The 22346-nt window shown below is 49.9% G+C and carries 19 protein-coding genes; 16 read left to right on the top strand and 3 right to left on the bottom strand.

Annotated elements, in window-relative coordinates; all coding sequences use genetic code 11:
- The first annotated feature begins 2 nt into the window (after positions 1-2).
- From IJ22_RS07120 to IJ22_RS07160, 9 genes are all read left to right on the top strand, one after another.
- On the top strand, positions 3-2042 hold the full coding sequence (locus tag IJ22_RS07120; RefSeq protein ID WP_062408185.1) for a heterodisulfide reductase-related iron-sulfur binding cluster: 2040 nt from the start codon (positions 3-5) through the stop codon (positions 2040-2042).
- 134 nt (positions 2043-2176) lie between these two features.
- A complete protein-coding gene (locus IJ22_RS07125; RefSeq protein WP_062408187.1) occupies positions 2177-2626 on the top strand; it encodes an acyl-CoA thioesterase in 450 nt (149 codons plus the stop codon).
- 10 nt (positions 2627-2636) lie between these two features.
- On the top strand, positions 2637-3821 hold the full coding sequence (locus IJ22_RS07130; protein ID WP_335338482.1) for a M24 family metallopeptidase: 1185 nt from the start codon (positions 2637-2639) through the stop codon (positions 3819-3821).
- A 205-nt stretch (positions 3822-4026) separates the two neighbouring features.
- Positions 4027-4923, top strand: a complete 897-nt coding sequence (locus IJ22_RS07135) for a DMT family transporter (RefSeq protein ID WP_062408191.1) — start codon at positions 4027-4029, stop codon at positions 4921-4923.
- A 213-nt stretch (positions 4924-5136) separates the two neighbouring features.
- Positions 5137-6351 carry a betaine/proline/choline family ABC transporter ATP-binding protein gene (locus IJ22_RS07140; protein ID WP_062408193.1) on the top strand — a complete coding sequence of 405 codons (1215 nt, stop codon included), beginning with the start codon at positions 5137-5139 and terminating at the stop codon, positions 6349-6351.
- Entirely contained in the window at positions 6348-7013 is a 666-nt protein-coding gene (locus tag IJ22_RS07145; protein ID WP_062408195.1) for an ABC transporter permease, read from the top strand. Before IJ22_RS07140 ends, IJ22_RS07145 begins: the two co-directional genes overlap by 4 nt.
- Positions 7010-7912, top strand: a complete 903-nt coding sequence (locus IJ22_RS07150; protein ID WP_062408197.1) for a glycine betaine ABC transporter substrate-binding protein — start codon at positions 7010-7012, stop codon at positions 7910-7912. Before IJ22_RS07145 ends, IJ22_RS07150 begins: the two co-directional genes overlap by 4 nt.
- 17 nt (positions 7913-7929) lie before the next feature.
- On the top strand, positions 7930-8583 hold the full coding sequence (locus IJ22_RS07155; protein ID WP_062408199.1) for an ABC transporter permease: 654 nt from the start codon (positions 7930-7932) through the stop codon (positions 8581-8583).
- A 162-nt stretch (positions 8584-8745) separates the two neighbouring features.
- Positions 8746-10068 carry a glycosyltransferase family 2 protein gene (locus IJ22_RS07160; protein ID WP_062408201.1) on the top strand — a complete coding sequence of 441 codons (1323 nt, stop codon included), beginning with the start codon at positions 8746-8748 and terminating at the stop codon, positions 10066-10068.
- 134 nt (positions 10069-10202) lie between these two features.
- On the opposite strand, the gene IJ22_RS07165 is transcribed toward IJ22_RS07160, so the two are convergent.
- From IJ22_RS07165 to IJ22_RS07175, 3 genes are all read right to left on the bottom strand, one after another.
- Positions 10203-10844: a cell wall hydrolase gene (locus IJ22_RS07165; RefSeq protein ID WP_062408203.1), complete on the bottom strand. Its 642-nt coding sequence runs from the start codon at positions 10842-10844 to the stop codon at positions 10203-10205.
- A gap of 194 nt (positions 10845-11038) precedes the next feature.
- On the bottom strand, positions 11039-12052 hold the full coding sequence (locus IJ22_RS07170; RefSeq protein ID WP_062408205.1) for a ParB/RepB/Spo0J family partition protein: 1014 nt from the start codon (positions 12050-12052) through the stop codon (positions 11039-11041).
- 147 nt (positions 12053-12199) lie between these two features.
- Complete coding sequence (locus tag IJ22_RS07175; RefSeq protein WP_062408207.1) at positions 12200-13075, bottom strand: LysR family transcriptional regulator; 876 nt, start codon at positions 13073-13075, stop codon at positions 12200-12202.
- Positions 13076-13285: 210 nt separating this feature from the next.
- Between IJ22_RS07175 and IJ22_RS07180 the strand changes: the two genes are divergently transcribed.
- The 7 genes from IJ22_RS07180 to IJ22_RS07210 all read left to right on the top strand — a co-directional run bounded on the left by IJ22_RS07180 (position 13286) and on the right by IJ22_RS07210 (position 22183).
- A complete protein-coding gene (locus IJ22_RS07180) occupies positions 13286-14344 on the top strand; it encodes a Bug family tripartite tricarboxylate transporter substrate binding protein (protein WP_062408209.1) in 1059 nt (352 codons plus the stop codon).
- Positions 14345-14494: 150 nt separating this feature from the next.
- Positions 14495-16009, top strand: a complete 1515-nt coding sequence (tcuA, locus tag IJ22_RS07185; protein WP_062408211.1) for an FAD-dependent tricarballylate dehydrogenase TcuA — start codon at positions 14495-14497, stop codon at positions 16007-16009.
- A gap of 234 nt (positions 16010-16243) precedes the next feature.
- Complete coding sequence (locus IJ22_RS07190) at positions 16244-17017, top strand: SDR family NAD(P)-dependent oxidoreductase (RefSeq protein ID WP_062408213.1); 774 nt, start codon at positions 16244-16246, stop codon at positions 17015-17017.
- Positions 17018-17043: 26 nt separating this feature from the next.
- Complete coding sequence (locus IJ22_RS07195) at positions 17044-17847, top strand: inositol monophosphatase family protein (RefSeq protein ID WP_062408215.1); 804 nt, start codon at positions 17044-17046, stop codon at positions 17845-17847.
- 313 nt (positions 17848-18160) lie between these two features.
- Positions 18161-19456 (top strand): FAD-binding oxidoreductase, encoded by a 1296-nt coding sequence (locus tag IJ22_RS07200; RefSeq protein WP_062408217.1) that lies wholly within the window; start codon positions 18161-18163, stop codon positions 19454-19456.
- Positions 19440-20762: a (Fe-S)-binding protein gene (locus IJ22_RS07205; RefSeq protein ID WP_062408220.1), complete on the top strand. Its 1323-nt coding sequence runs from the start codon at positions 19440-19442 to the stop codon at positions 20760-20762. The genes IJ22_RS07200 and IJ22_RS07205 overlap by 17 nt, the downstream gene beginning before the upstream one ends.
- Complete coding sequence (locus IJ22_RS07210; protein WP_054817218.1) at positions 20759-22183, top strand: FAD-binding oxidoreductase; 1425 nt, start codon at positions 20759-20761, stop codon at positions 22181-22183. Before IJ22_RS07205 ends, IJ22_RS07210 begins: the two co-directional genes overlap by 4 nt.
- The last annotated feature ends 163 nt before the right edge of the window (positions 22184-22346 follow it).

Consider the following 22346-nt stretch of genomic DNA (forward strand, 5'->3'; position numbering starts at 1 on the left):
ACATGTGGCCTCTGCTGAATTTCGCTGCTTTTATCGCCGTTTCGGGGTTTGCGGTCTATTGGTTCGCAGCCGTGGTGTACAGCCGCATAACTTATATTCGACTGGGCAAGCCCCACGAATTAAAGCAGGACCTGGACGTACGCATTCGTGAATTTTTAATCCAAGTATTCGGTCAGAAGAAATTGCTGAAAGACAAAAAGAGCGGCATGATGCATATGGTGATGTTTTACGGGTTCATTATTTTGCAGTTCGGCGCAGTTGAGCTGATCGTAAAAGGGTTTATCAAAGGGTTCGAGCTGCCGCTTGGAGCGGCACACCCTTATTTCAGTTTAACTCAAGAGGTGACAACCTTCTTGGTTTTATTGGCCGTGGCATATGCCTTCTACCGGAGATATGTCGAGAAGCTTTCCCGGCTTAAACGAGGGCTGAAGTCGGGGGTCGTCATTTTATTCCTTGCCGTGCTGATGAGCTCGATCTTGCTGTCGCTGGCGTTTGAGCGGCTTTGGTTAGGGGCAGACAGCAGCTTGTATGCGCCTTTCTCTTCTTTATTGGCCGCTTTGTTTACAGGACTGTCGGAAAGTCAGGCTGGCGCAGCTTTTTATATATTCTGGTGGGTTCATTTGCTTACGCTGCTGGCCTTCTTGGTCTATGTGCCGCAATCGAAGCACGCACATCTTTTGTTTGCGCCCGTAAACATTGCGCTGCGTGAAACGAAACCTTACGGGAAACTGAGCTCGCTCCATTTGGAGGACGAGACCCAGGAATCCTTCGGTGCAGGCAAAGTGGAAGATTTCCGGCGCAATCAATTGATCGATTTGTATGCGTGCGTTGAATGCGGTCGCTGCACCCAGATGTGTCCGGCTTCGAACACGGGCAAGACGCTGTCTCCCATGGATCTCATTGTCAAGCTGCGCGATCACTTAACGGAGAAAGGGGCCGTAACCTCCCGTACTCCCTGGATGCCTTCGTTATCCTTTGCATCCGGCGCTGCGGCCGGGACCAGGCAAGCTGCGGATCAGCGTCTCGAAGAGAAAAGGTTAATCGGCGACGTGATTACGGAGGAGGAGCTGTGGGCGTGCACCACATGCCGCAATTGCGAGGACCAATGTCCTGTTTCTAACGAGCATGTGGAGAAAATCATCGACATGCGCCGTTATCTGGTATTGACTCAGGGAGACATGCCTCACGAAGCGGCACGGTACTTTCAACATATCGAGAGGCAAAGCAATCCGTGGGGGATCAGCCGCAAGGACCGGATCAAATGGCGTGAAGGGCGCGAGGATCTCGTGATCCCGACAGTGGAGGAAACAGACGATTTCGAGTACTTGTTCTTTGTCGGTTCGATGGGCTCGTTTGATATCCGCAGCCAAAACATCGCCCGATCCTTCGCCAAAATCTTGAACACGGCGGGCGTGAAGTTTGCGATACTCGGCAATGAAGAGAAAAATTCGGGCGATTCCGCGCGAAGAATGGGTAACGAAATGCTGTTCCAACAGCTTTGTCAAGAAAACATCGCAGCGTTTCAAGCCTATGGAGTAAAGAAAATCGTAACGATATGTCCGCATACGTACAACACGTTTAAAAACGAATATCCGGAGTTTGGTTTGGAGGCGGAGGTTTTCCATCATACGGAGCTGATCTGGAAACTCATCCAAGAAGGCCGCATAAGACCGGAGAAGGAAATGGAAGAGGCGGTGGCTTATCACGATTCATGCTACTTGGGCCGTTACAATGGAATCTTCGACATCCCGCGCCATATTCTCCAGGCGGTTCCCGGCGTGAAGCTTCTGGAGCTGGAACGGAACCGGGAAGACGCGATGTGCTGCGGCGCAGGGGGAGGAATGATGTGGCTGGAGGAATCGCAGGGCAAGCGCGTAAACGTCGAACGAACGGAGCAAGCGCTTCAGGCGCGTCCGACCGTCATAGGGAGCAATTGCCCCTATTGTTTAACCATGATGAGTGACGGCGTGAAAAGTAAAGGGTTGGAAATCCAGGTTCAAACCTTGGATATCGCAGAAATTGTAGAACGAGCGTTATTGTGAGTCTGTGATCGTCTGGTTATGCACGATTTTTATATTATGTTTTTAAGACGAACAGAAAAATAAAATGGAATCATTCGAAGTTTTGCATTACAATAGGAAATAGGGGTGGCAGAAAACCCAAAGGTGGTGGTAGAATGAGACGAAACCAGTTTCGTTTGCGTGTGAACTGGGGAGATACCGACAAGGCGGGCATTGTATATTATCCGAATTATTTTAAGTGGTTTGATATTGCAGCACACGAGTTTTTCCGGAGTATCGGTCTTTCTCCTTCGACTTTATCGGAGCGGGATGGCGTCATCCTGCCTCTGCTGGATGTCCGCTGCTCGTTTGAGAAACCGCTTTATTACGACGATATCATCACGGTGATGACCGAAGCAGCGGAGGTCCAACCCAAAACCATAAAGCTGACGCATCAAGTGTTTGCCCGCGGCGTTCGCACAGGTCATGGGTATGAATTGCGAGGATGGGTAAAGGAAGCAAATGGCAGCATCAAAGCAGTGGAAATTCCCGCAGCCTACCGTGCGGTTCTGGAAGAGGACCGGCCTTTTCCGCCGCTGAATGCGGATCCGTGGTTGTGCTCTTGAGGTGACAAGGATGATGGATGAATTGCTAAACCGGCAGCAGCGCTTGCAGCAGCTCATGAAGCAGCGCGGAGTGGATGCCTTTGTGATTACCCATAATGTAGGACTCTATTATTTCGCAGGCTCCATGCAAACGGGATATTTGCTGATCCCTTCCGAGGGGGAAGCCACATTCTTTGTACGGAAAAGCGTATCCCGCGCCCGCAGCGAATATGCGGGAAGGGTGGAGCCGCTGGAGTCGTTGACCGAACTTCAATCCCGGTTGGAACAGGAGCGGCCCGACCTGTATCGCGGCAAGGAGCTTGTGTTTGCGACGGAGTTTGATGTGCTTCCCGTATCGTATTATCAGCGTTTGCAAAAAGCGCTGCCCGGCGTCAGATGGGTGGACGGCACAATGCTGACCCGCGAGACCAGAATGATCAAGACGCCTTACGAAATCCGCAAAATCAAGGAGTCCGCCATGGTGCTCCACACTGCGCTTGAGCGCTCCTTATCGTACATTCATGTCGGTATGTCGGAGCTTGAGATGATCAGCCGCATAGAGCATGATATGAGACAGCTGGGGCATATCGGCCTTATGCGGATGAGAGCGTATAATCAGCAAAATTCCTCCGGAATTATCGTATCGGGAGCTTCTGCGGCATTTCCTACATCCTTTGACGGGCCTGCGGGAGGAGAAGGGCTGAGTGCAGCCTTTCCCTTCGGAGCAAGCCGCAGAACATTTGAAAAGAATGTTCCCATATTGATCGATGTTGGCTGCTGTATAGACGGGTATCATATTGACCAATCGAGAACCATAGTGTTCGGGGAATTGCCTGACGATTTGCAGTATGCTTATGATGCCGCCGAGCGAATCGCCAAACAGACTGAAACCAATATGCGGGCCGGAACCGTCTGCGAGCGGCTTTACCTGGATGCGGTAACGATGGCTGAAGCGGAAGGGCTGGTCGATCACTTCATGGGATTCAAGGCGGACAGGGCTAAATTTTTGGGACATGGCATCGGGCTTGAGCTTGATGAATTTCCCGTGCTGGCCGAGAAATTCACGTACCCGCTTCAACCCGGAATGGTGATTGCCGTTGAACCGAAATTTACTTTTCCCGGCCGTGGAGTCGTCGGCACCGAAGATACCTATCTGATTACGGAAACGGGATGCGAGCGAATCTCAATGACACCTCCCGGATTGATTAGAATGTAAACATTTCATATGTCAAAAGCAAAGTATAACGAAAAACGATGAGATCATGAGGATAATACCAGGGACTTGCTTGAAAACCACGATCATCGTCCAATTCTTGGAATATCCCGTTTTGTCAAAAGAGATCGAAGGGGTATAATTAAAGCTGGATTTCATATCAACCTTCTGTACGTAGGACGGGTTAAATCATGAGGAGACAATGATCATGGGGAAACTTTCCCGGACGCAAACCGTTTTATTCATTATTTTTTTAGTTACTGTCTGGGGAGTGAATTGGCCGTTATCCAAATTTGCGTTGTTGTACACACCGCCGGTATTGTTCTCGGGACTCAGAACGTTGTTAGCGGGTCTTATTCTGCTGCTGATTGCTTTGCCAAGATATAAAAAACTCCATTTCAAAGAAACCTGGCCGGTCTATTTGCTGTCCGCTTTGTTTAATGTCGTTTTGTATTACGGGCTGCAAACGATCGGGCTGAATTATCTGCCTGCCGGCCTGTTCTCTGCGCTTGTGTTCCTTCAACCTGTCCTTGTCGGCCTATTCTCATGGATGTGGTTGGGGGAAGCGATGTACGGCCTGAAAATGGCGGGCCTTGTTCTCGGTTTTTCCGGAGTGGGACTCATCAGTACGGGCGGTATATCCGGCCATATCTCCTTCACAGGCATTATGTTTGCCCTGGGTTCTGCGCTCAGTTGGGCGATAGGGACCGTTTATGTGAAGAAAAAAGCTTCGGCCGTGGACCCGATCTGGCTGGTGACGCTCCAATTCATCACAGGCGGGCTCTTCATGACGGCTGCGGGCTTAAGTGTAGAGCGTTGGACCGATATTGTCTGGACACCTGCTTTTATTCTGACGCTTCTGTTTATTTCGCTTTTTGTCATCGCGATAGGCTGGCTCGTATTCTTTAGACTCATTGACTCCGGTGAGGCAAGCAAAGTGTCTTCGTACACGTTTATGATACCTATCGTGGCCATTCTGGCCGGAAGCCTGTTTCTTCACGAGCCGATAACCTTGTCTCTTTTGGGCGGGGTAGTGCTGATTCTCGTCAGCATCTATTTTGTGAACAAGACACCGGGCAGGGTCAGGTTAAAGACCAAAAGCTGATAACCGTATCCGGAAGGGGCTGTCCCCAAGCATTGGCATGGCATGGAACATCCCGAATAGGAAAACGAAAGGACCTCAAATCCCGCTGAAGGCGGGGATGAGGTCCTTTTTTATATAACGTTAAGCAGGGCATAGGTGTGAGATGCTCCAATGTGCCTCGAATGTTTCAATTCGTTGAAAGATGGGTAAAAAATTAGAAAGGGGGGAATAGGGATGATTCGTTTTGAGAAAGTGAGAAAGGTCTATGAAGACGGATTTGTGGCTCTGAAAAACATTAATCTTGAATTCAAAGAGGGCGAATTAACCGTACTGATCGGTCCAAGCGGCTGCGGAAAGACCACATTGATGAAGCTGATCAACAGGCTGAATCATCCGAGTCAGGGAAAAGTATTGATCCGCAACAAGGACATTTCCGGCATTGACCCGATCCAATTGAGGCGAAGTATAGGCTATGTCATCCAAAGTATCGGTTTATTTCCACATATGACGATTGCGGCTAATGTGGGCGTCGTTCCCCGATTGCTTCATTGGGATAAAGACCGCATTGATCAGCGGGTGGATGAGCTTTTGCGCCTTGTTCATCTTGACCCTGATACCTACCGTAACCGGTATCCTGCAGAGCTTAGCGGCGGACAGCAGCAGCGCATCGGAATCATTCGGGCGCTCGCCGCAAACCCCGAAATTATATTGCTCGATGAACCGTTCAGCGCGCTGGACCCGATCAGCCGTGAGCAGCTTCAGGATGAGCTCATCAGACTTCAGCAGGACTTCAAACATACCATCGTCTTTGTGACTCATGATATGGATGAAGCGCTTAAAATAGCCGACACCATTGTTCTGATGAAAGAGGGCGAGGTTGTGCAGACGGGACGGCCCGAACAAATTCTGCGGCATCCGGCCGATGATTTTGTCAGAAATTTCATCGGCAAGAAAAGGCTGCAAACCGGAACGGCCGATCAATTGCTTAAAGTAGACGATGTCATGACGGAGAATGCTGTAACCGCATATCCGACGCGCGGCTTGGCCGAAGCCATCAAGCTGATGGAAAAGCGGAAAGTCGATTCTTTGATTGTGGTAGACCGGAACAACGATTTACTCGGTTATGCTTCGATCTTCAGTGTGCTGGACATGTACCGGGAAGAATTCGCCACGTTGGCCGACGTCATGAGCCCTTTTGAGCATGTGGTGGAATCGGGTATGCCGGTAACAGCCGCCATTTCTCTTATGAACGAACACAGGCTGCCCTATGTGCCGGTGCTCCGCAACGGACGTTTTGCCGGTCTTATTACCAAGGGAAGCCTTGTCCGGCATCTGGCCGAAGTGTACGCGCCGGCTGAATCAACGGAATCGGAGCTGCCTGAGGCTGCGATATCCGATATGCATTGGGAGCAATCCACTCAGGAGATGAGGGGCGGCGAGACGCTATGATCGCTCAATATTTTGAATTTGTCCTTAACCGTCAGGAAGATATTTTGCGGGCACTGCAGGAACACCTGGTGATCTCGGCTGTATCGGTGGCGCTCGGGGCTGCGGTGGCGATTCCCATTGGAATTTGGCTGGCCGCAAACAAGATTTCCTGGATAAACGGGATCATCTTCTCCATAGCCAATATATTGCAAACGATACCCAGTCTGGCCCTGCTGGCCATACTTATTCCACTGTTGGGAGTTGGCCGCACACCCGCCGTTTTTGCGCTGTTCCTGTATTCACTCATGCCGATTCTGCGTAATACCTATTCCGGTTTTCAATCTGTCGATCCGAATCTTCTGGAGGCTGCCAAAGGAATGGGTTACAACCGAAGGCAGATGTTAATCCAGATTCAACTGCCGCTTGCTTTTCCTTATATTATGTCAGGGATTCGGGTAACGACGGTCTACATTATCAGTTGGGCTACATTGGCGACACTGATCGGCGCCGGAGGGCTGGGGCAATTAATATTTGCCGGCATGGGGACCAACAAGAAAGAGCTTATTTTTACAGGTGCTGTTCTGGCGGTTATTTTGGCGTTGGTTGCGGACTTTTTCCTGAGCCTTGCAGAAAAGCGGGTTACAGCCAACACCCATACGGCAGCCCAGGGGGAAAACCAATGATCCGGCAGAAATTTGCTTCTTCGTTATGCCTAACCATCCTTGCCGTCTTCCTCATTTTTCCGCTTTCGGGATGCGGGAACGAAGACAGGATTATCATCGGCACTCAGACCTATTCGGAGCCCAAGATATTAGCGCAAATGCATAAGCTTATGATCGAGGACAGGACTGGCCTCAAGGTCGATGTATTACCCGATCTGGCATCCAGCGGCGTTGTCACCCAGGCGTTAATAAACAACGATATCCAAATGGCCGTGCTGTATACGGGCATGATCTTTGATCGTTATTTTCCGGTTGAGCCCGACAAGGACCGCGAACGCGTGTTCCGGCAGGCCAAAGAAGGCTTTGACAAGTATTACGGCTTACATTGGTTTGATCCGTACGGCTTTGAGAACACGTATGCCTTTACCGTAAGGGAGGACGTAGCGGAACAAAACCGACTCGACACGATTTCCGACGTAGCGCCTATAGCCGCCAATATGTCCCTTGGTGTAGATACGACCTGGCTGGAGCGGGAAAGCGACGGTTATCCCGCATTTCGCAAGCATTACGGGATCACCTTCGGCAGAACGATTCCTATGGAAGTGGCGCTGGTTTACAAGGCGGTGGCGAATAAGAATGTGGATATCGTGCTGGCATATTCCACCGATCCCCGCATCAAGGAATACCATCTGAAATCACTTCAAGACGACAAGCAGTTTTTCCCTCCTTACGATGCGGCGCCGGTGATCCGTAACGATGTTCTCGCCAGGCATCCGGAGTTGAATGAAATCATGAGTCTGCTGGCGGGTAAGATAGATGTGCAAACGATGATCGAGTTGAATTATGAGGTCGACATCAATAAAAGAAACGAAAGAAAAGTAGCCGAAGAATATCTGAAAAAAGTCGGACTGCTGGACTAAAGACAAGAGGTGGCTGTATGGAGTTGTTTTTTCGCTATGTGGGGGAAAACTGGCTTTACCTCGTTGAACTCACTTATCAGCATATTCTGATGGTTGTATCGGGCTTGCTGTTAGCTTTGATGGTAGGAGTTCCTCTCGGTATACTTGCTGCAAGAGTCCCCAAGCTGGCCGGTGTCATTTTAGCCTCGGCTAATGTCGTGCAGGTTTTTCCAAGCCTGGCTATGCTGGTGCTGCTGATGATTGTATTCGGGCTCGGATTCAATACCGTGGTCATCGGATTGTTCCTGTACTCGCTGCTGCCGGTAATCCGCAATACGTATGTTGGACTGACCCAGGTGGACCCGGCGATTACCGAAGCCGGGCGGGGGGTAGGCATGAATCCCTTGCAGCTGCTGGTTCTTGTGCAGTTTCCCCTTGCTCTGCCATTTGTGTTTACGGGCATAAGGGTGGCAGCCGTCATCGCGATCGGCGTCGCAACGATCGCCCCGTTGATCGGGGGAGAAGGTCTTGGACGTGAAATTTATTCCGGCATCAATATGGATAATTCAGCCCGTCTCTACGCAGGAGCTATTCCGGCGGCCGCGCTTGCCCTGTTGGCCGATTTTCTTCTGGGTTACCTGCAGCGGCGGGTGGGCTGGCAAAGGAAGGCTGCTTCAAAGACGACCGCTTAAAAGACACGGAAAAGTCGTAGAAATACGGCTTTTTTTATTGCCTTTTTCAAGAAATTACGATACATTAATAGTTAATTAGATTAAAAGTTAATCTTATAAATCATATCTTTCGCATGGCTCGTCATGATTCACAGTCATACAGTCACAGGATTGGATAACTAGATGAATAAGAGGCTGGAGAATCGAAACCTATATATTTCTGTTTTAGCAAAGTTCATACTTAGTCATCTCTTTTCATTGGGGTGGTTGTTCTTCTCCATTTGGATTTCTCAACGATGGATTATGGAATTAGGACAGATCGTGAGTATCCCGGCGGCGATCCTGATCATTGCCGGCATTGCCTATATTCCCGGCTATATGAACAGTTTCTTGGTTTCAAGTCTTCTTTTGGATAGACAACCGCCTTTTAAACATCAGTATCCGGCAAACGATATTACGGTTCTGATTACAGCTCACAATGAAGAGAAAGGAATACGAGATACGTTAAGGCAGATCAGTTGCCAGGATTATGAGGGAAGCATCCACGTTCTTCTTGTCGATAATCATTCCACGGACCGTACGGTGCAAGCAGCCCAAGATGCCGCAAAGGAATTCGGCCTTTCGCTGCAAATCATCCCTGAATGGAATAAGGGCAAACACCATGCTCTAAATAAAGGGCTAAAGTATGTTAACACTCCATATATGGTTACGCTGGATGCGGATACCTTGCTGCATAAAACGGCTCTCCGGTTTATTGTGAGCCGAATGCTTTCTGCCCCAAAAGAGGTTTGTGCCGTCGCGGGAACGGTATTGGTTCGGAACAGCAGAGACAATATGCTGTCAAAGCTGCAGGAATGGGATTACTTTTTGGCCATTTCTTCTGTAAAAAGGCTTCAAGGTCTCTATCAACAGACGCTGGTAGCACAAGGGGCGTTTAGCTTGTATAAAACCGAAGTGGTCAAGGAAATCGGAGGATGGCCGGACGTGATCGGAGAGGATATCGTGCTGACCTGGAAATGCCTGAAGGCCGGCTATAAGGTATACTTTGAACCTTTAGCGGTAGCATTTACAACGGTTCCCGTCTCGTTGGACCATTTTGCCAAACAACGCAGCAGGTGGGCCCGCGGAATGATCGAAGGGCTTAAAACGGTAAAGCCTTGGCAGCAGCCCAACGTGTTTGCGAAATTTTTAACGGGGATCAATTTTGTCATGCCCTTTATTGATGTATCTTACACTTTCTTTTGGATTCCCGGACTCATTTTGTGCTTTTTCGGCGTGTTTTGGATCGTCGGGCCTCTGACGCTTCTCGTCCTTCCGATCACGCTTTTGAGTTATTTCGTTCTGTATCAATTTCAGAAAAATGTCTTTAAGTCGTTAGGTCTTCGGATCCGGAAAAACAAGTTGGGCTTTGTTCTATTTGTGTTGGGATATCAAATGCTGACAAGTCCCATTGCAGTCTGGGGGTATTTGCAAGAAGCCTTTCAGCTGAAACGGGTTTGGAAATAAGAAGCTCATGCGGGATGCAAGAGCTTCTTTCTTTTCACAAAATAAAACCTGCTTTGTCGGTTATCCATGAATGGCCTCGTTAGAGGGTTTCTTATTGAGCGTGTAGGAGATATGCAGGAGTGCCGGGGGGATACTTAAAGAGTAAACACGTGCTGGTCGATACGGACTTTTATCGGACGGCTCTTGCTCCAGGCCGATGTTGCAATCTTGGGATTGTAGTAAAAGAGAGCTCCGTTCGTCGGATCCGATCCGTTTAAAGCGGCCCTGGCCGCCTGGTAGGCGGAAGGTCCCGGCGTCAGGTTGTACTGTCCGTCCAGAATGGCGGAGAATTGACCCGGTTGAAAAATGACCTCCGTAATGGAATCGGGAAATGCATTGGACTGCACCCGATTGAGGACGACCGCGCCTACGGCAATTTGGCCCTGAAGCGATTCGCCTCTGGCCTCGGCATGGATCAATCGTGCCAATTGCTCCAATACATTTTGCTTTGGAGCGGCCGATTGTTTCAATAGCGATAAGGTCTTGGAATCGGCCGTACCGCTAACAGGCAAGCCGGACTGTTTTTGAAATTTTTTTACCGCTTCGTATGTAATCGATCCATAGTAGCCGGTTGCGCCGGCCTGAAAGTAGCCAAGCGTACTAAGCCGCAGCTGCAAGTCGAGGACATGCTCGCTTTGCGTGCCCTTCTCCAGCGCTGCTGCACCGGCCGGCATCGCCATGGCCGTAAGGCCAAGGAAACCACCGATTAATGCGGCAATGACGGAACTTTTCTTCATCGTATTCAAACAACCTCCTATTCCTTTTTGGGATCGCCTGCTGTGACGGCATGGCGTGTTCAGGGATGTTTATCCGACCGGGGAAGTCACCGTACACGCTCAAAACAATAAGGCCGGAACAGCTCCCGACGGTCCTCAAAGGGTTCGAAGCCGTTGTCTGATTTTAGCCCGGGTTCTATGTTTTTTAATAATTATTAGAAAATTTGGATCGATTTTTTAACCCGGTCCCTGATGTTTTTCCATTCTGCCAGATGCTTCTCAAGGTTGTCGATCAGCTGATCGACGTCCTTCAAAAAAACGTCCTTATGGTTTGTATTGATGTCCATGTTGTCTGCGGGCACCGGAGTATGGGCTAGAAGGGAGGCGAGTAATCGCTGCAGCTGATCCTCTATCGGTGCTGCCGACCGTTGTTCTTGTTGTTCATTCTTATCCGGCTTCGTATCCTTTTTCCGGGGCGCGTTCTTCGTCGTCTTCGGTACGGCGCTCTTTTCCCTTTCCGCTTTATTTTGTTCATATATGGACCAGGTTTCAAGCAATGCGGGCCCTGTTTTGTACAATAGCTTGTCTTTCGTTGCTGAAGAGATACTTTTATCCTTAAATAATCGGGCGATCTTTTTGACATCACTCACAGGCATCTCGTCTCTGGCGATAATCAAGGCGAGCGGATCCCGGTACTCGATCGGCAAATCTTTAATGGGCAGCAGCTGATCTTCCGTCAGTTTGTCTTTTCGGATTTCCGTTCCGCTCACGATGAGCTTTTTTACGGCCATGCCGAACTTCAGCAGATCACACTTGTTTTTGATGTAGGCTTCCGGCTTGCCAAGCTTGCTGGACAGATATTTGATCGAGCTGCTGAACTTAGGATCGTGAAGAAGCTTGTTGAACGCCTCGGCTTCTTCAATGGGGGAGAAACCTTCTCTCGTCAAATTTTCCGCAATTTGTTCCAGATAAATTTCCGTTTCATCCGTTACGGTAGAGACAAGACAAGGGATCGTAGGGCGCCCCAGCATTTTGCAGGCTTTGTATCTACGGTTCCCGTATATGATTTTATAGCGGCCGTTACCCGTGGCTCTGACTTTAATGGGTGACAGCAGGCCAAGCTCTTCAATGCTTTTCATTAATTCCTGCAGTGCTTCTTCGTCAAATTGATATCTGGGCTGATCGGTATCCTCATCAATCAGGTCGGTTAAAATGTCGGTTATTTCCATTAGGCATTCGATCTCCTATCATTCGATTTCATCCCGGAGAGAAGTCCCGGGCGGGGGACATGCGCATATCAATATTATATAACATGGTCCCTTCGGAGGAAATGCGTGCTATGTATACTATATCTTTCATTTACAAAGGCGAGGGCGTTACCTGGGTGTCTCCTGGTTATATTGACTTTTCATAAAATCAACAAAAGCTTTCACCACGGACAGCTCCAAAGCCGCATGACGATGGGTCATCCAGGTTTTCCGGGAGATGGGCTGGTTCTCTTCGGAGTATAGGTCAATGGTGTGCAAGGAATCGATTTCGCTGAGACTGATGCTGGGAATGATAGCATAACCCAATCCATTCTTGACGAGCTCGACACAGGTATCGATTCGGTCGACATCCATGGTGATCAGAGGGGGGTGATGAAAGGTTTTGTGCCACCAATGATCGATGGTTTGCTTGAGATGGCTGTCCGTTTTGTAGTTGATTCTTGCTAAAGTCGGCAGGTCCTCCAGATGGATAGGCTCTTTTGAAGCTATGGTAACGGGTTCTTCGTATAAAAAATAATGGTGCTCATGCCAATGATGATCCCCGCGTACAATGCCGATGTGGACTTCATCCTTATACAAATAATTCATGACTTCCGTGCTCCATCCGGTTTTTACTATAATTTCAACATCCGGGTAAAGCTTTACAAATCGTTTGAGCAAAGCGGGCAGGCGATATCGTGCGAAATTGCTTGAAACACCCAGCCTCAGCGTACCTTGAACCTGATGGCCCATGTTTTGTATTTTCTCTTTTGTTTTTCGGATTTCATGCAAAATTTGATCGGCCAGCTTGACAAGACATTCCCCCTCGGCAGTAAATTCCACACCTTTCTTTCCTCTAGAGATGATGGGGGTATTAAAATATTTTTCCAGATTTTGAATCCGATACGTAATGGCCGGCTGGGAAATATACAGGATTTCAGCGGTTCTGCTGATATTTTTTTCCATATACAGCGTTTTTAGCAGTAAAAAGTCTTTTTCATCCATTTGAGGGCTCCTTTTTAAATAAAACTTATGGATAATGATAAGAATTAAATATTTTTGTTATCAATGGGATTATATTACAATACCCTTACGCGGAAAAGCAACCAGCTGCATGGGGGAGGTAACATTTCCTGATGATTGAAACGGGAGCAGGTTGCGTTCGGCCGCAGTTTCACAAGCACAAAAAAATGATGTAAGGAGGGTATTCTTACAATGTTATTGAAAGCGCTATCAATTAAGGTTTGGAAGGTCATGCTGTCGGGATTGCTTACTCTTGGTTTAGCCGCTTGCGGCAATTCATCGGAACCGAAAGTGCAGATTGTACATTCGGGGCCGGTACAGGCGAGCAAAGCATCCAGCTATCCCGAAAAGCCGATAACCATGATTGCTCCTTCCGGACCGGGAGGCGGTTGGGACAGAACGGCAAGGGTGACGGCCAAAGTATTAACCGAAACCAAATTAATCAGCAAGTCCATGACGGTGGAGAACAAGCCGGGCGGCGGCGGAGCGGTGTTTTTGGCAGACTATGCGACGAAGGATAAAAAGAACAATTACAAGCTTTTTATCAGCTCGCCTCCAATCCTGCTCAATCATCTGAAGAAAGAAGGAAACAGTCCTTTCGGTTACAGGGATACGACGCCTCTGGCGCAGTTGATTAAAGACTACGGGGCGATCGTGGTGAACGCCGATTCCAAATTCAAGGATTTGAAATCGCTGATCGATGTGTTAAAGGCTGATCCATCCCAAGTCACGTTTGCAGGAGGTTCCGCTCCGGGGTCCATGTACCATATGGTGTCTGTGCTTCCCGCATTGAAAAGCGGCATCGATGCGAAGAAAATCAAGTACGTTTCTTACGATGGCACGGGTGAATCGATGACGGCTCTATTGGGCGGCCATGCGGATGTGCTTAGTACGGACGCTTCCAGTCTGGGGGATTACCTGAAAGCGGGTAAAATCCGGGTGCTGGCGGTAGCCTCGCCGTCCCGTTTAGGCGGAGAGTTGAAGGACGCACCGACAATGAAAGAGCAGGGGGTAGATGCTGAATTTAACATATGGAGAGGCGTGTTCGGTCCCAAGGAGATGGGTAAGGATGCCTTTGACTATTGGGAAGCGAAGCTCAAAGAGATGGTCCAATCGGAAGCTTGGCAAAGAGAGCTTAAAGCCAACAATTGGGAGGGCGATTATAAGAACCCGGCTGACTTTAAAGCATTCCTGGAAAAACAGGAAGCGCAAATTAAGGAGTTATTAACAGCGATAGGTATGGAAAAATAATACCTATTCGCCATAAAAGTATAAATAAAACTTATTACATTTCATAAAATATGAATATTATATTTATGATGACGATTGATATAGACTATAAACAAGGTGATTATCACCTTGCACATCTTTACCCCAAAAAAGTCCCCGGAGGTAGGAATCATGTCGAATGAATATCCTTTACAGTATGATGTGGTTGTTGTAGGCGCAGGCAATGCGGCACTCTGTGCCGGGATATCCGCTAAAGAGGAAGGCGCCAATGTCTTAATCCTGGAAAGAGGGCCGCAGCATAAGCGCGGCGGAAATTCCTTTTTTACGGACGGCGCTATAAGGACTGCCTTTCAAAATCTGGATGATATCCGGGAAATTATCCCGGAAATGACGGATGAAGAAGCCGCTAGAATTCAGATCCCTATCTATCATGCAGAAGATTTTTACAATGATCTGATGAGGGTAACCGGCGGCAAAAGCGATCCTCAATTAGCGAAATACATGACGGGACAATCCACTCAGGTGGTCAAATGGATGCAGCGCAATGGAGTGATCTTTGAGCTCAATGAGAACCAATCCTTTGAGAAGGATGGGATACTGACCTTCTGGGGCAACCTTCCTCTTAAAACGCAAAATAAAGGGGTCGGGCTCATTGAACAATTGAATAAACGTGCAGAAGAACTGGGAATTGATATCTGGTATCAGTCTCGAGCCGTCAAGCTGGTGGAGGAAAACAATCAAATTACGGCGATTCAAATTGAACAGCCGGACGGAGTCGTGACCGTACGTACGGGAAGCGTTATTTTGGCTTGCGGCGGTTTTGAGGCGAATAAAACAATGCGCGCCAGGCATCTTGGTTCCGAATGGAACGCTGCGATTGTAAGAGGTACCGAGTATAACACCGGGGATGGGCTTATGATGGCGTTGGATATCGGAGCACAGCCTTACGGCGATTGGGCTGGATGCCATTCCATCGGAACAGACTGCAAAGCACCGGAGGTAGGCGATTTTTCCAAGCCGGGGGACATTTACAAAAAGTCCTCTTTTCCGCTTGGCCTCCTGATCAACAAAGAGGGAAAGAGATTTGTCGACGAGGGTGCCGATTTCCGGAATTATACGTACGCCAAATATGGACGGGAAGTTTTAAAGCAGCCGGGCGGCATGGCTTATCAAATTTTCGATGCCCAGGTGTATCCTCTGCTCCGCAAGGAGTATCTGATCGAGGAAGCCACGTTTGTAAAAGCGGATACGATCGAAGAATTAGCGGACATGCTTGAAGTAGATAAGACGCAATTCTTACAAACGATCCGGGAGTTCAATCAAGCTGTGCAGGAAGGCGCCTACAATCCTACCGTGAAAGATGGGAAAGGTACGGCCGGAATTACACCGCCTAAATCGAACTGGGCGCTGCGGCTGGAAGAAGGACCCTTCTATGCTTATCCGGTTACTTGCGGGATTACGTTTACCTTTGGCGGTATCCATGTGAATACGCATGGAGAAGTTCTCGGCAAAGAGGGTACGCCTATTCCGGGTCTCTATGCCGCAGGTGAAATGGTGGGGGGATTATTCTATGATAATTATCCCGGAGGATCAGGATTAATGTCAGGCGCCGTTTTTGGTAAAGCAGCCGGAGCCTCCGCTAGCCGCTATGTAAGAGAGAAAACGCAATCAGCGGCAAGTCAATAAAAACAATCGTTTGAACAACAGCTTGTCACTTTCGTTATCAGCCCTTGAATCTCCCAAGCAGGAGAGTTCTAGGGCTTTATTCATATGTGGACGAAAGTGCCAAATAGTGCTAAAATTCTACGGATATAGGGGACTTGGATGTGAGATCACGCTTCCGGTTTCATTGGTAGTCCGGCGTACATGCGGCGGAAAGCCGAAGGATCAATAAATGGATGATTTAGGGGGGAATCATCGGTGACATCACTCCATGGAAAAACAGCCTTCGTCACTGGAGCTGCTTCAGGTATCGGTCGTGCATCGGCTATCCAATTAGCCCGTCATGGAGCTAACGTTTGTCTGGTTGATATTCAGGAAGAGGGATTGAACCAGGTAAAAGAAGAGCTGGAAAGGTTAAAATGCAATGTGATCGCCGTAACGGCTGATGTTACAGACCATGTCAGCATGAAGTCGGCGTTCCATCAATTTCAGCAGTGGGGAAAACAACTTGACATTTTGTTTTCCAATGCCGGCGTTGTAGGTCTGCTTACTCCGATAGAAGATATGCCCGAGGAAGAATGGGATCGAATTATGACGGTCAATGTAAAGGGAGCTTTTTTGACAGTGAAATACGCGATCCCCTTCATGAAAGACAATGGGGGATGCATTATTGTAACGAGCTCCATACACGGCAACCGTATTTTTAACAGCTACGGGATGTCGGTCTATTCCACTTCCAAGGCCGCATTGACGGCTTTCGCCAAAACGGCCGCATTGGAATTGGCACGCTACAAAATTCGTGTGAATGTCATTAGCCCGGGTGCTGTTGAGACCGGTTTGAATGATCATTTGGTTCGATCAGACGAGCTTTCGAAAGTCATTATCCCCGTGGAGTACCCTGAGGGTAAATACCCTTTTGGCATAGGCCATGCCGGTCAAATTGCTGATCTGGTTACCTTTCTGGCTTCGGAGCAAGCGGCTTATATCTCCGGTACAGAAATTTATATTGATGGAGCAAGATCTCTAATATAAACAATCAGAATGGGAGAGAAGCAGACATGAGTTATTTAGAAATCGCTTGCAAGGCGGCAAAAGAAGCAGGCAGAATGATTCGTTCCCGAGCGGGAGGTGAACTGGCCGCAGAAGAGAAAAGCTCAAGCTTTGATGTGGTGACCGAATTTGATAAAAAAGCGGAGCAGCTGATCCGTGCTTCTATATTGGAGGCCTATCCCGATCACGCTTTTCTTGGCGAAGAAGAGACCTACCATTCCTCCCGTCCTCTGCACGAAGTTCTTGAAGCGGCGGTTGACGTTCCATTCTTATGGATTGTAGATCCGATCGACGGAACGACAAATTTTGTACATGGGATTCCGGGGTTTACAGTTTCCATTGGGCTGGCTTGCAAAGGGGAGCTTGTACTCGGTGTCGTATATGATCCAAGCCGGGATGAATTGTTCTGGGCAGAACAAGGCAAAGGGGCCTATCTTAACGGTAATCCGATAAAGGTATCGGCAGCGGAACATGCCGCTGAATGCGTAATCGCCACCGGGTTTATGCCGGCGTACAGGGAGCTGAATATTCCTAGCTTAGCCTCCTTCGGCAAGCAATTCCGGGGAATTCGGGTGCTTGGCTCGGCCGCTTTACATATGGCTTATGTGGCCTGCGGCAGACTCGGGGCATTCTGGCAGTACGGCTTAAATGCCTGGGATTTGGCTGGAGGTGTCGTACTTGTGAGGGAGGCCGGCGGCATGGTGACCGACATCGGAGGAGGCGAGTTTGGCCTGTCTGTTCAACATATCATCTGCAGCAACGGGAAGGTGCATCCTGCCATGATCAGCTGCTTAAAGCAGAACGTACAATAAGGGTCGAATCAAAACTTAAAAAGACAAATGGACAGTCGGTATTTGACTGTCTTTTTGTTTGTATTTTTTTCACAAACCGGTATCGCTTACCCCCATTTACAAAGTAAGGCTCATCGGCATGGCTATGATCCGATCGCTTCAAGGACGCCTGTTATGGGTCTTTTTTGCTCTTGTGAACCATAGAATATAGTAAACATGATTGTTGTGATTCATGGTCAATAGAAAAGGGCCGAGGCTGCTTTGGTTTGTCCCGGCCGCTTTACTTTGACTTATCCAAGCAAAAGAACCAGTTTATGCAAAGGTGAGGGATCGGATGACGAATTTCGATGTACAGCAGTTGATAGAATCGTGCAGGTTGACCAAGTGTACGGATCAAATGATCAAGAGTCTGGGACAGCCGGAGAATGCGGACATCCCGGTTGCCGAGCCCTGTAGTGAAGACGAGGCAGCCGGGATTTTGCGCCACGCCAGCGGCAGGGGGCTTGCCGTGATTCCCATGGGCAGCGGGAACCAGCTGCACATTGGAGAGAATCCGCGGAGAGTGGATTTTTTGCTATCCTCCAGGCAGCTTACAGGGATTGTAGAGCATTCGGCGGGGGATCTTACGATCACCGTACGGGCAGGGACTCCTTATTCCGAAATTCAGACTTATCTTAGAGAGCACAGCCAATTCATTCCCATCCAGCCGCCTGCCGCAGATGATTCAACGGTTGGAGGGCTCGTGGCGACGGCCGCGAGCGGTCCGGAAAGAATATTATACGGATCCTGGCGGGACAATGTGCTTGGTCTCCGAGTGGTATACCCGAACGGAAACGTGATTCGCACGGGGGGCAAGGTGGTGAAGAATGTCGCGGGTTATGACATGAACAAATTGTTTGTCGGCTCATATGGATCTTTAGGCTTCATAAGTGAAATTACCTTGAGGGTACGCCCCTATCCGAAGCACAAGGAGATACTCATAGCACAAAGTGATCGTCTGAAAGAGCTGACTGAACTTGCCGCTTTGGTGCTCGCCTCGGAATGTATTCCAAGCCGTCTGGAGCTGTCATCCAATCCTGCGGCAGGAGGGTATGAGCTCGCGATCGGCTGTGATGAAGTGGGGAGCGCTGCCAGTTATCAGGCGGAGCGGATTCGCGCTCTTGCCGGCACCCTGGGAGCTGCCGTTGAATTTACCCGTCTCATGAATGAACCGGTAGAGCCATATGAGCTTCAATACCGGACCCGATGGAAGGGGCTGGAGCCCGATTCTTTGCTGTTAAGAGCGGCTTGTCCGATCCCGGACATGACGGACCGGCTCTCTTTGTTCGAGAAGGAGGCGTCTGCACGGAACGTTTCAATGGAATTTGCCGCAAGTCTGGGTGTCGGAACGCTCCGCATTCGCCTTCGTTCAACGGTTCCTTCTGCGTTGGTTGAGACAGCGCTGCGGTTAAGAGAGCTGTCGGAAGAGCGAGGGGGCTACCTGGTCGTGGAATACGGGGAGGCCCCGCTTAAAAAGGAAATTGGAGTATGGGGTACGATCCAAAACGGACTTTCGATCATGAAAGGCATCAAACAAACCGTCGATCCGGCTTGCATTCTAAGTCCGGGACGGTATGCAGGAGGGCTGTAGCGTGAACAACCATTTCAAGTGGCCGGATCCGCCCGGTGCAGATAAATATTCCGTGTGTGTGCATTGCGGGTTGTGCTTGCAGGCATGCCCCACTTATCTGGAAACAGGCAATGAGGCGCAATCTCCCAGAGGACGCGTGGATTTAATTAAAGCGGTCTCCGAGGGGCGCATGGCGATCAATGAATCTTTTATCGATCCTGTATTTCGCTGTCTGGATTGCCGGGCTTGCGAAACGGCGTGTCCATCGGGGGTGCAGGTGGGGATCTTGATCGAGGAGGCACGGGGCCAAATCCGCCAGGCTGAGCCTCTGACAGGCTTGAAAGGGATGGTGAGCGGCGTTTTTCTGAAGGGCATATTCCCGAAACCCGGCCGATTGAAAGCCTTGGGCAAACTGACCCGATTTTATCAAAAATCCGGAATGCGGAAGCTGGTCCGCGGTACCGGAGCCATCAAGCTGTTACCCAAGCATTTGCAGGACATGGAAAGGGTCATGCCGGAGGTGTCCGCCCGCACTTCACGGGAAGCGCTTCCTGCGCTTCTTCCGGCCGTCGGAGTCAAACGGGGCACCGTCGGGCTGATCCTCGGCTGTGTGATGGATGTCCTTTATTCCGATATTAATCTGGCCACGGCTCGTGTGCTGGCGCGCAACGGATTTGATGTCATGGTCCCCCAGGACCAGACCTGCTGCGGAGCCCTTCAGGTACACGCGGGGGAACGGCCTACGGCCAAGATGATGGCTAAGCAGAACATCGACGCTTTCCTGAAAGCCGGAGTGGATTATATCATTATTAATGCGGCCGGCTGCGGCGCGACGTTGAAAGAGTATGAAGAATTGATGCACAGCGATCAGGAGTATGCCAGCAAAGCCGGGCAGTTTGTAAGCAAAGTCCGGGACATCGCTGAATTTCTGGTAGAGGTCGGTTTTGAACCACCAAAGGGTAAAATAGACGCAAAGGTTACCTATCATGACGCATGCCATCTCGCCCATGCCCAAAAGGTTCGAACCCAACCGCGCCAGCTGCTGCGTTCCATTCCGGGAGTGGAGCTGATCGAAATGCGGGATTCCGATGTGTGCTGCGGGTCTGCGGGGATTTACAACCTGACCCATCCAGACATGGCTGAACCTATCCTGGAGAAAAAAATGGCCAATGTCCCTCCGGAGGCCGCATGCCTTGTTATGGGCAACCCGGGCTGTATGATGCAGATGTCCGTAGGTGTTCACCGGAAGGCCATGGATCAGGAAGTTGTGCATACGATTACCCTTTTGGATCGGGCATATGAGGCGGAAAAGAGGACGGGAACATGAACCAGGAACAATTAGTTGCCGAACTGCAGAGAATCGTAGGTCCCAAGGAAGTGATCCATAAACCGGATGATCTTATTGCTTATGAATGTGACGGATTTACGATTGTTCGCGCCCGTCCGCGGGCCGTCGTTTTTCCTAATAATACCCAACAGGTTGCTGCCGTAGTGAAATTGCTTCACGATAACGGGATTCCGTTTATTCCCCGCGGTGCCGGAACAGGGCTCTCCGGAGGGGCTACGCCCATAAACGGCGAGGTATTGATCAGCCTCGTTAAGATGAACCGGCTGTTGAGCGTGGATTTCAAGAACCGGACGGCGGTGGTGGAGCCGGGACATGTCAATTTGAAGCTAACGAATGCCATAGCGCATGAAGGCTATTATTATGCTCCGGATCCCTCAAGCGGCATGTCCTGTACGATTGGCGGAAACGTAGGGGAGAATGCCGGCGGGCCGCATTGTCTGAAATACGGGGTCACCAGCAACCATGTCCTCGGTGTTGAAATGGTCATGCCCGACGGTGAAATTGTAACGTTAGGCGGAGCAGTACCCGACATGCCCGGCTATGATCTCACGGGCTTAATCGTAGGCTCGGAAGGCACAATGGGCATCGTCACCAAGATCGTCGTCCGGATTCTCAAGAAGCCGCAGGGCGTCAAAACCGTGGTTGCCCTGTATGATTCGGTGGACGATGCGAGCCAGACGGTCTCCGCTGTCATTGCAAGCGGTATCATCCCCGGAGCGCTCGAAATGATGGACCGCGTCGCCATTGAAGGGGTGGAAGCGGGAAATTACCCTGTCGGCTACCCGAAGGATCTGGCGGCCGTGCTCCTGATTGAATTGGATGGCCTTACCGCCGGTATGGAAGCGATGGCGGAGCAGATTGTCGACATTTGCAGGCAATATCACGTCCGTGAAGTGCGGGTGGCGCAATCGGACAAGGAAAGAACGCTTTGGTGGGCCAACCGCAAAACGGCATTTGGAGCGATGGGGAAAATCTCCCCGGATTACATGGTGCAGGACGGGGTCATTCCCCGCAGCCGGCTGCCGGAAGTGCTGCGGCGGATTTCGGATATCAGCAGGAGATCCGGGCTGCGTATCGCCAATGTATTCCACGCCGGAGATGGAAACCTGCACCCGCTTATTTTGTTTAATTCAGCCAACCCGGGAGAAACGGAGCTGGCCGTGAAGGTCGGCTCGGAAGTGCTGCAAGTGTGCGCCGACGTGGGAGGCACCATAACAGGCGAGCATGGGGTAGGAATCGAGAAGCAGCATGACATGCCCAAAATCTTCACACAAGAAGAGATCGATGCCCAAGTGGAGATCATGCGGGTGTTCAATCCCCATAATCTGTGCAATCCGGATAAGCTGTTCCCCAAGCCTTCGCGCTGCGTAGAAGTGAAGAGAGCGGCGCATACGCATTGAAGCTGAGCGAGGCGTCCGACGCTTCTGGTTGACGAGTTTACTCTATTTAAAGCGGGTGCTGAGGCAAGCGCCCGCTTTAAACATGAGTACGGCTTTTTTTATATGAAGGGTGATTGACGTTTTGGCTTCCATCGGTTTAAAGTGATTCTGAAAGGCGTCTGCG

It is taken from the genome of Paenibacillus naphthalenovorans (assembly GCF_001465255.1).
GTDB lineage: Bacteria > Bacillota > Bacilli > Paenibacillales > NBRC-103111 > Paenibacillus_G > Paenibacillus_G naphthalenovorans.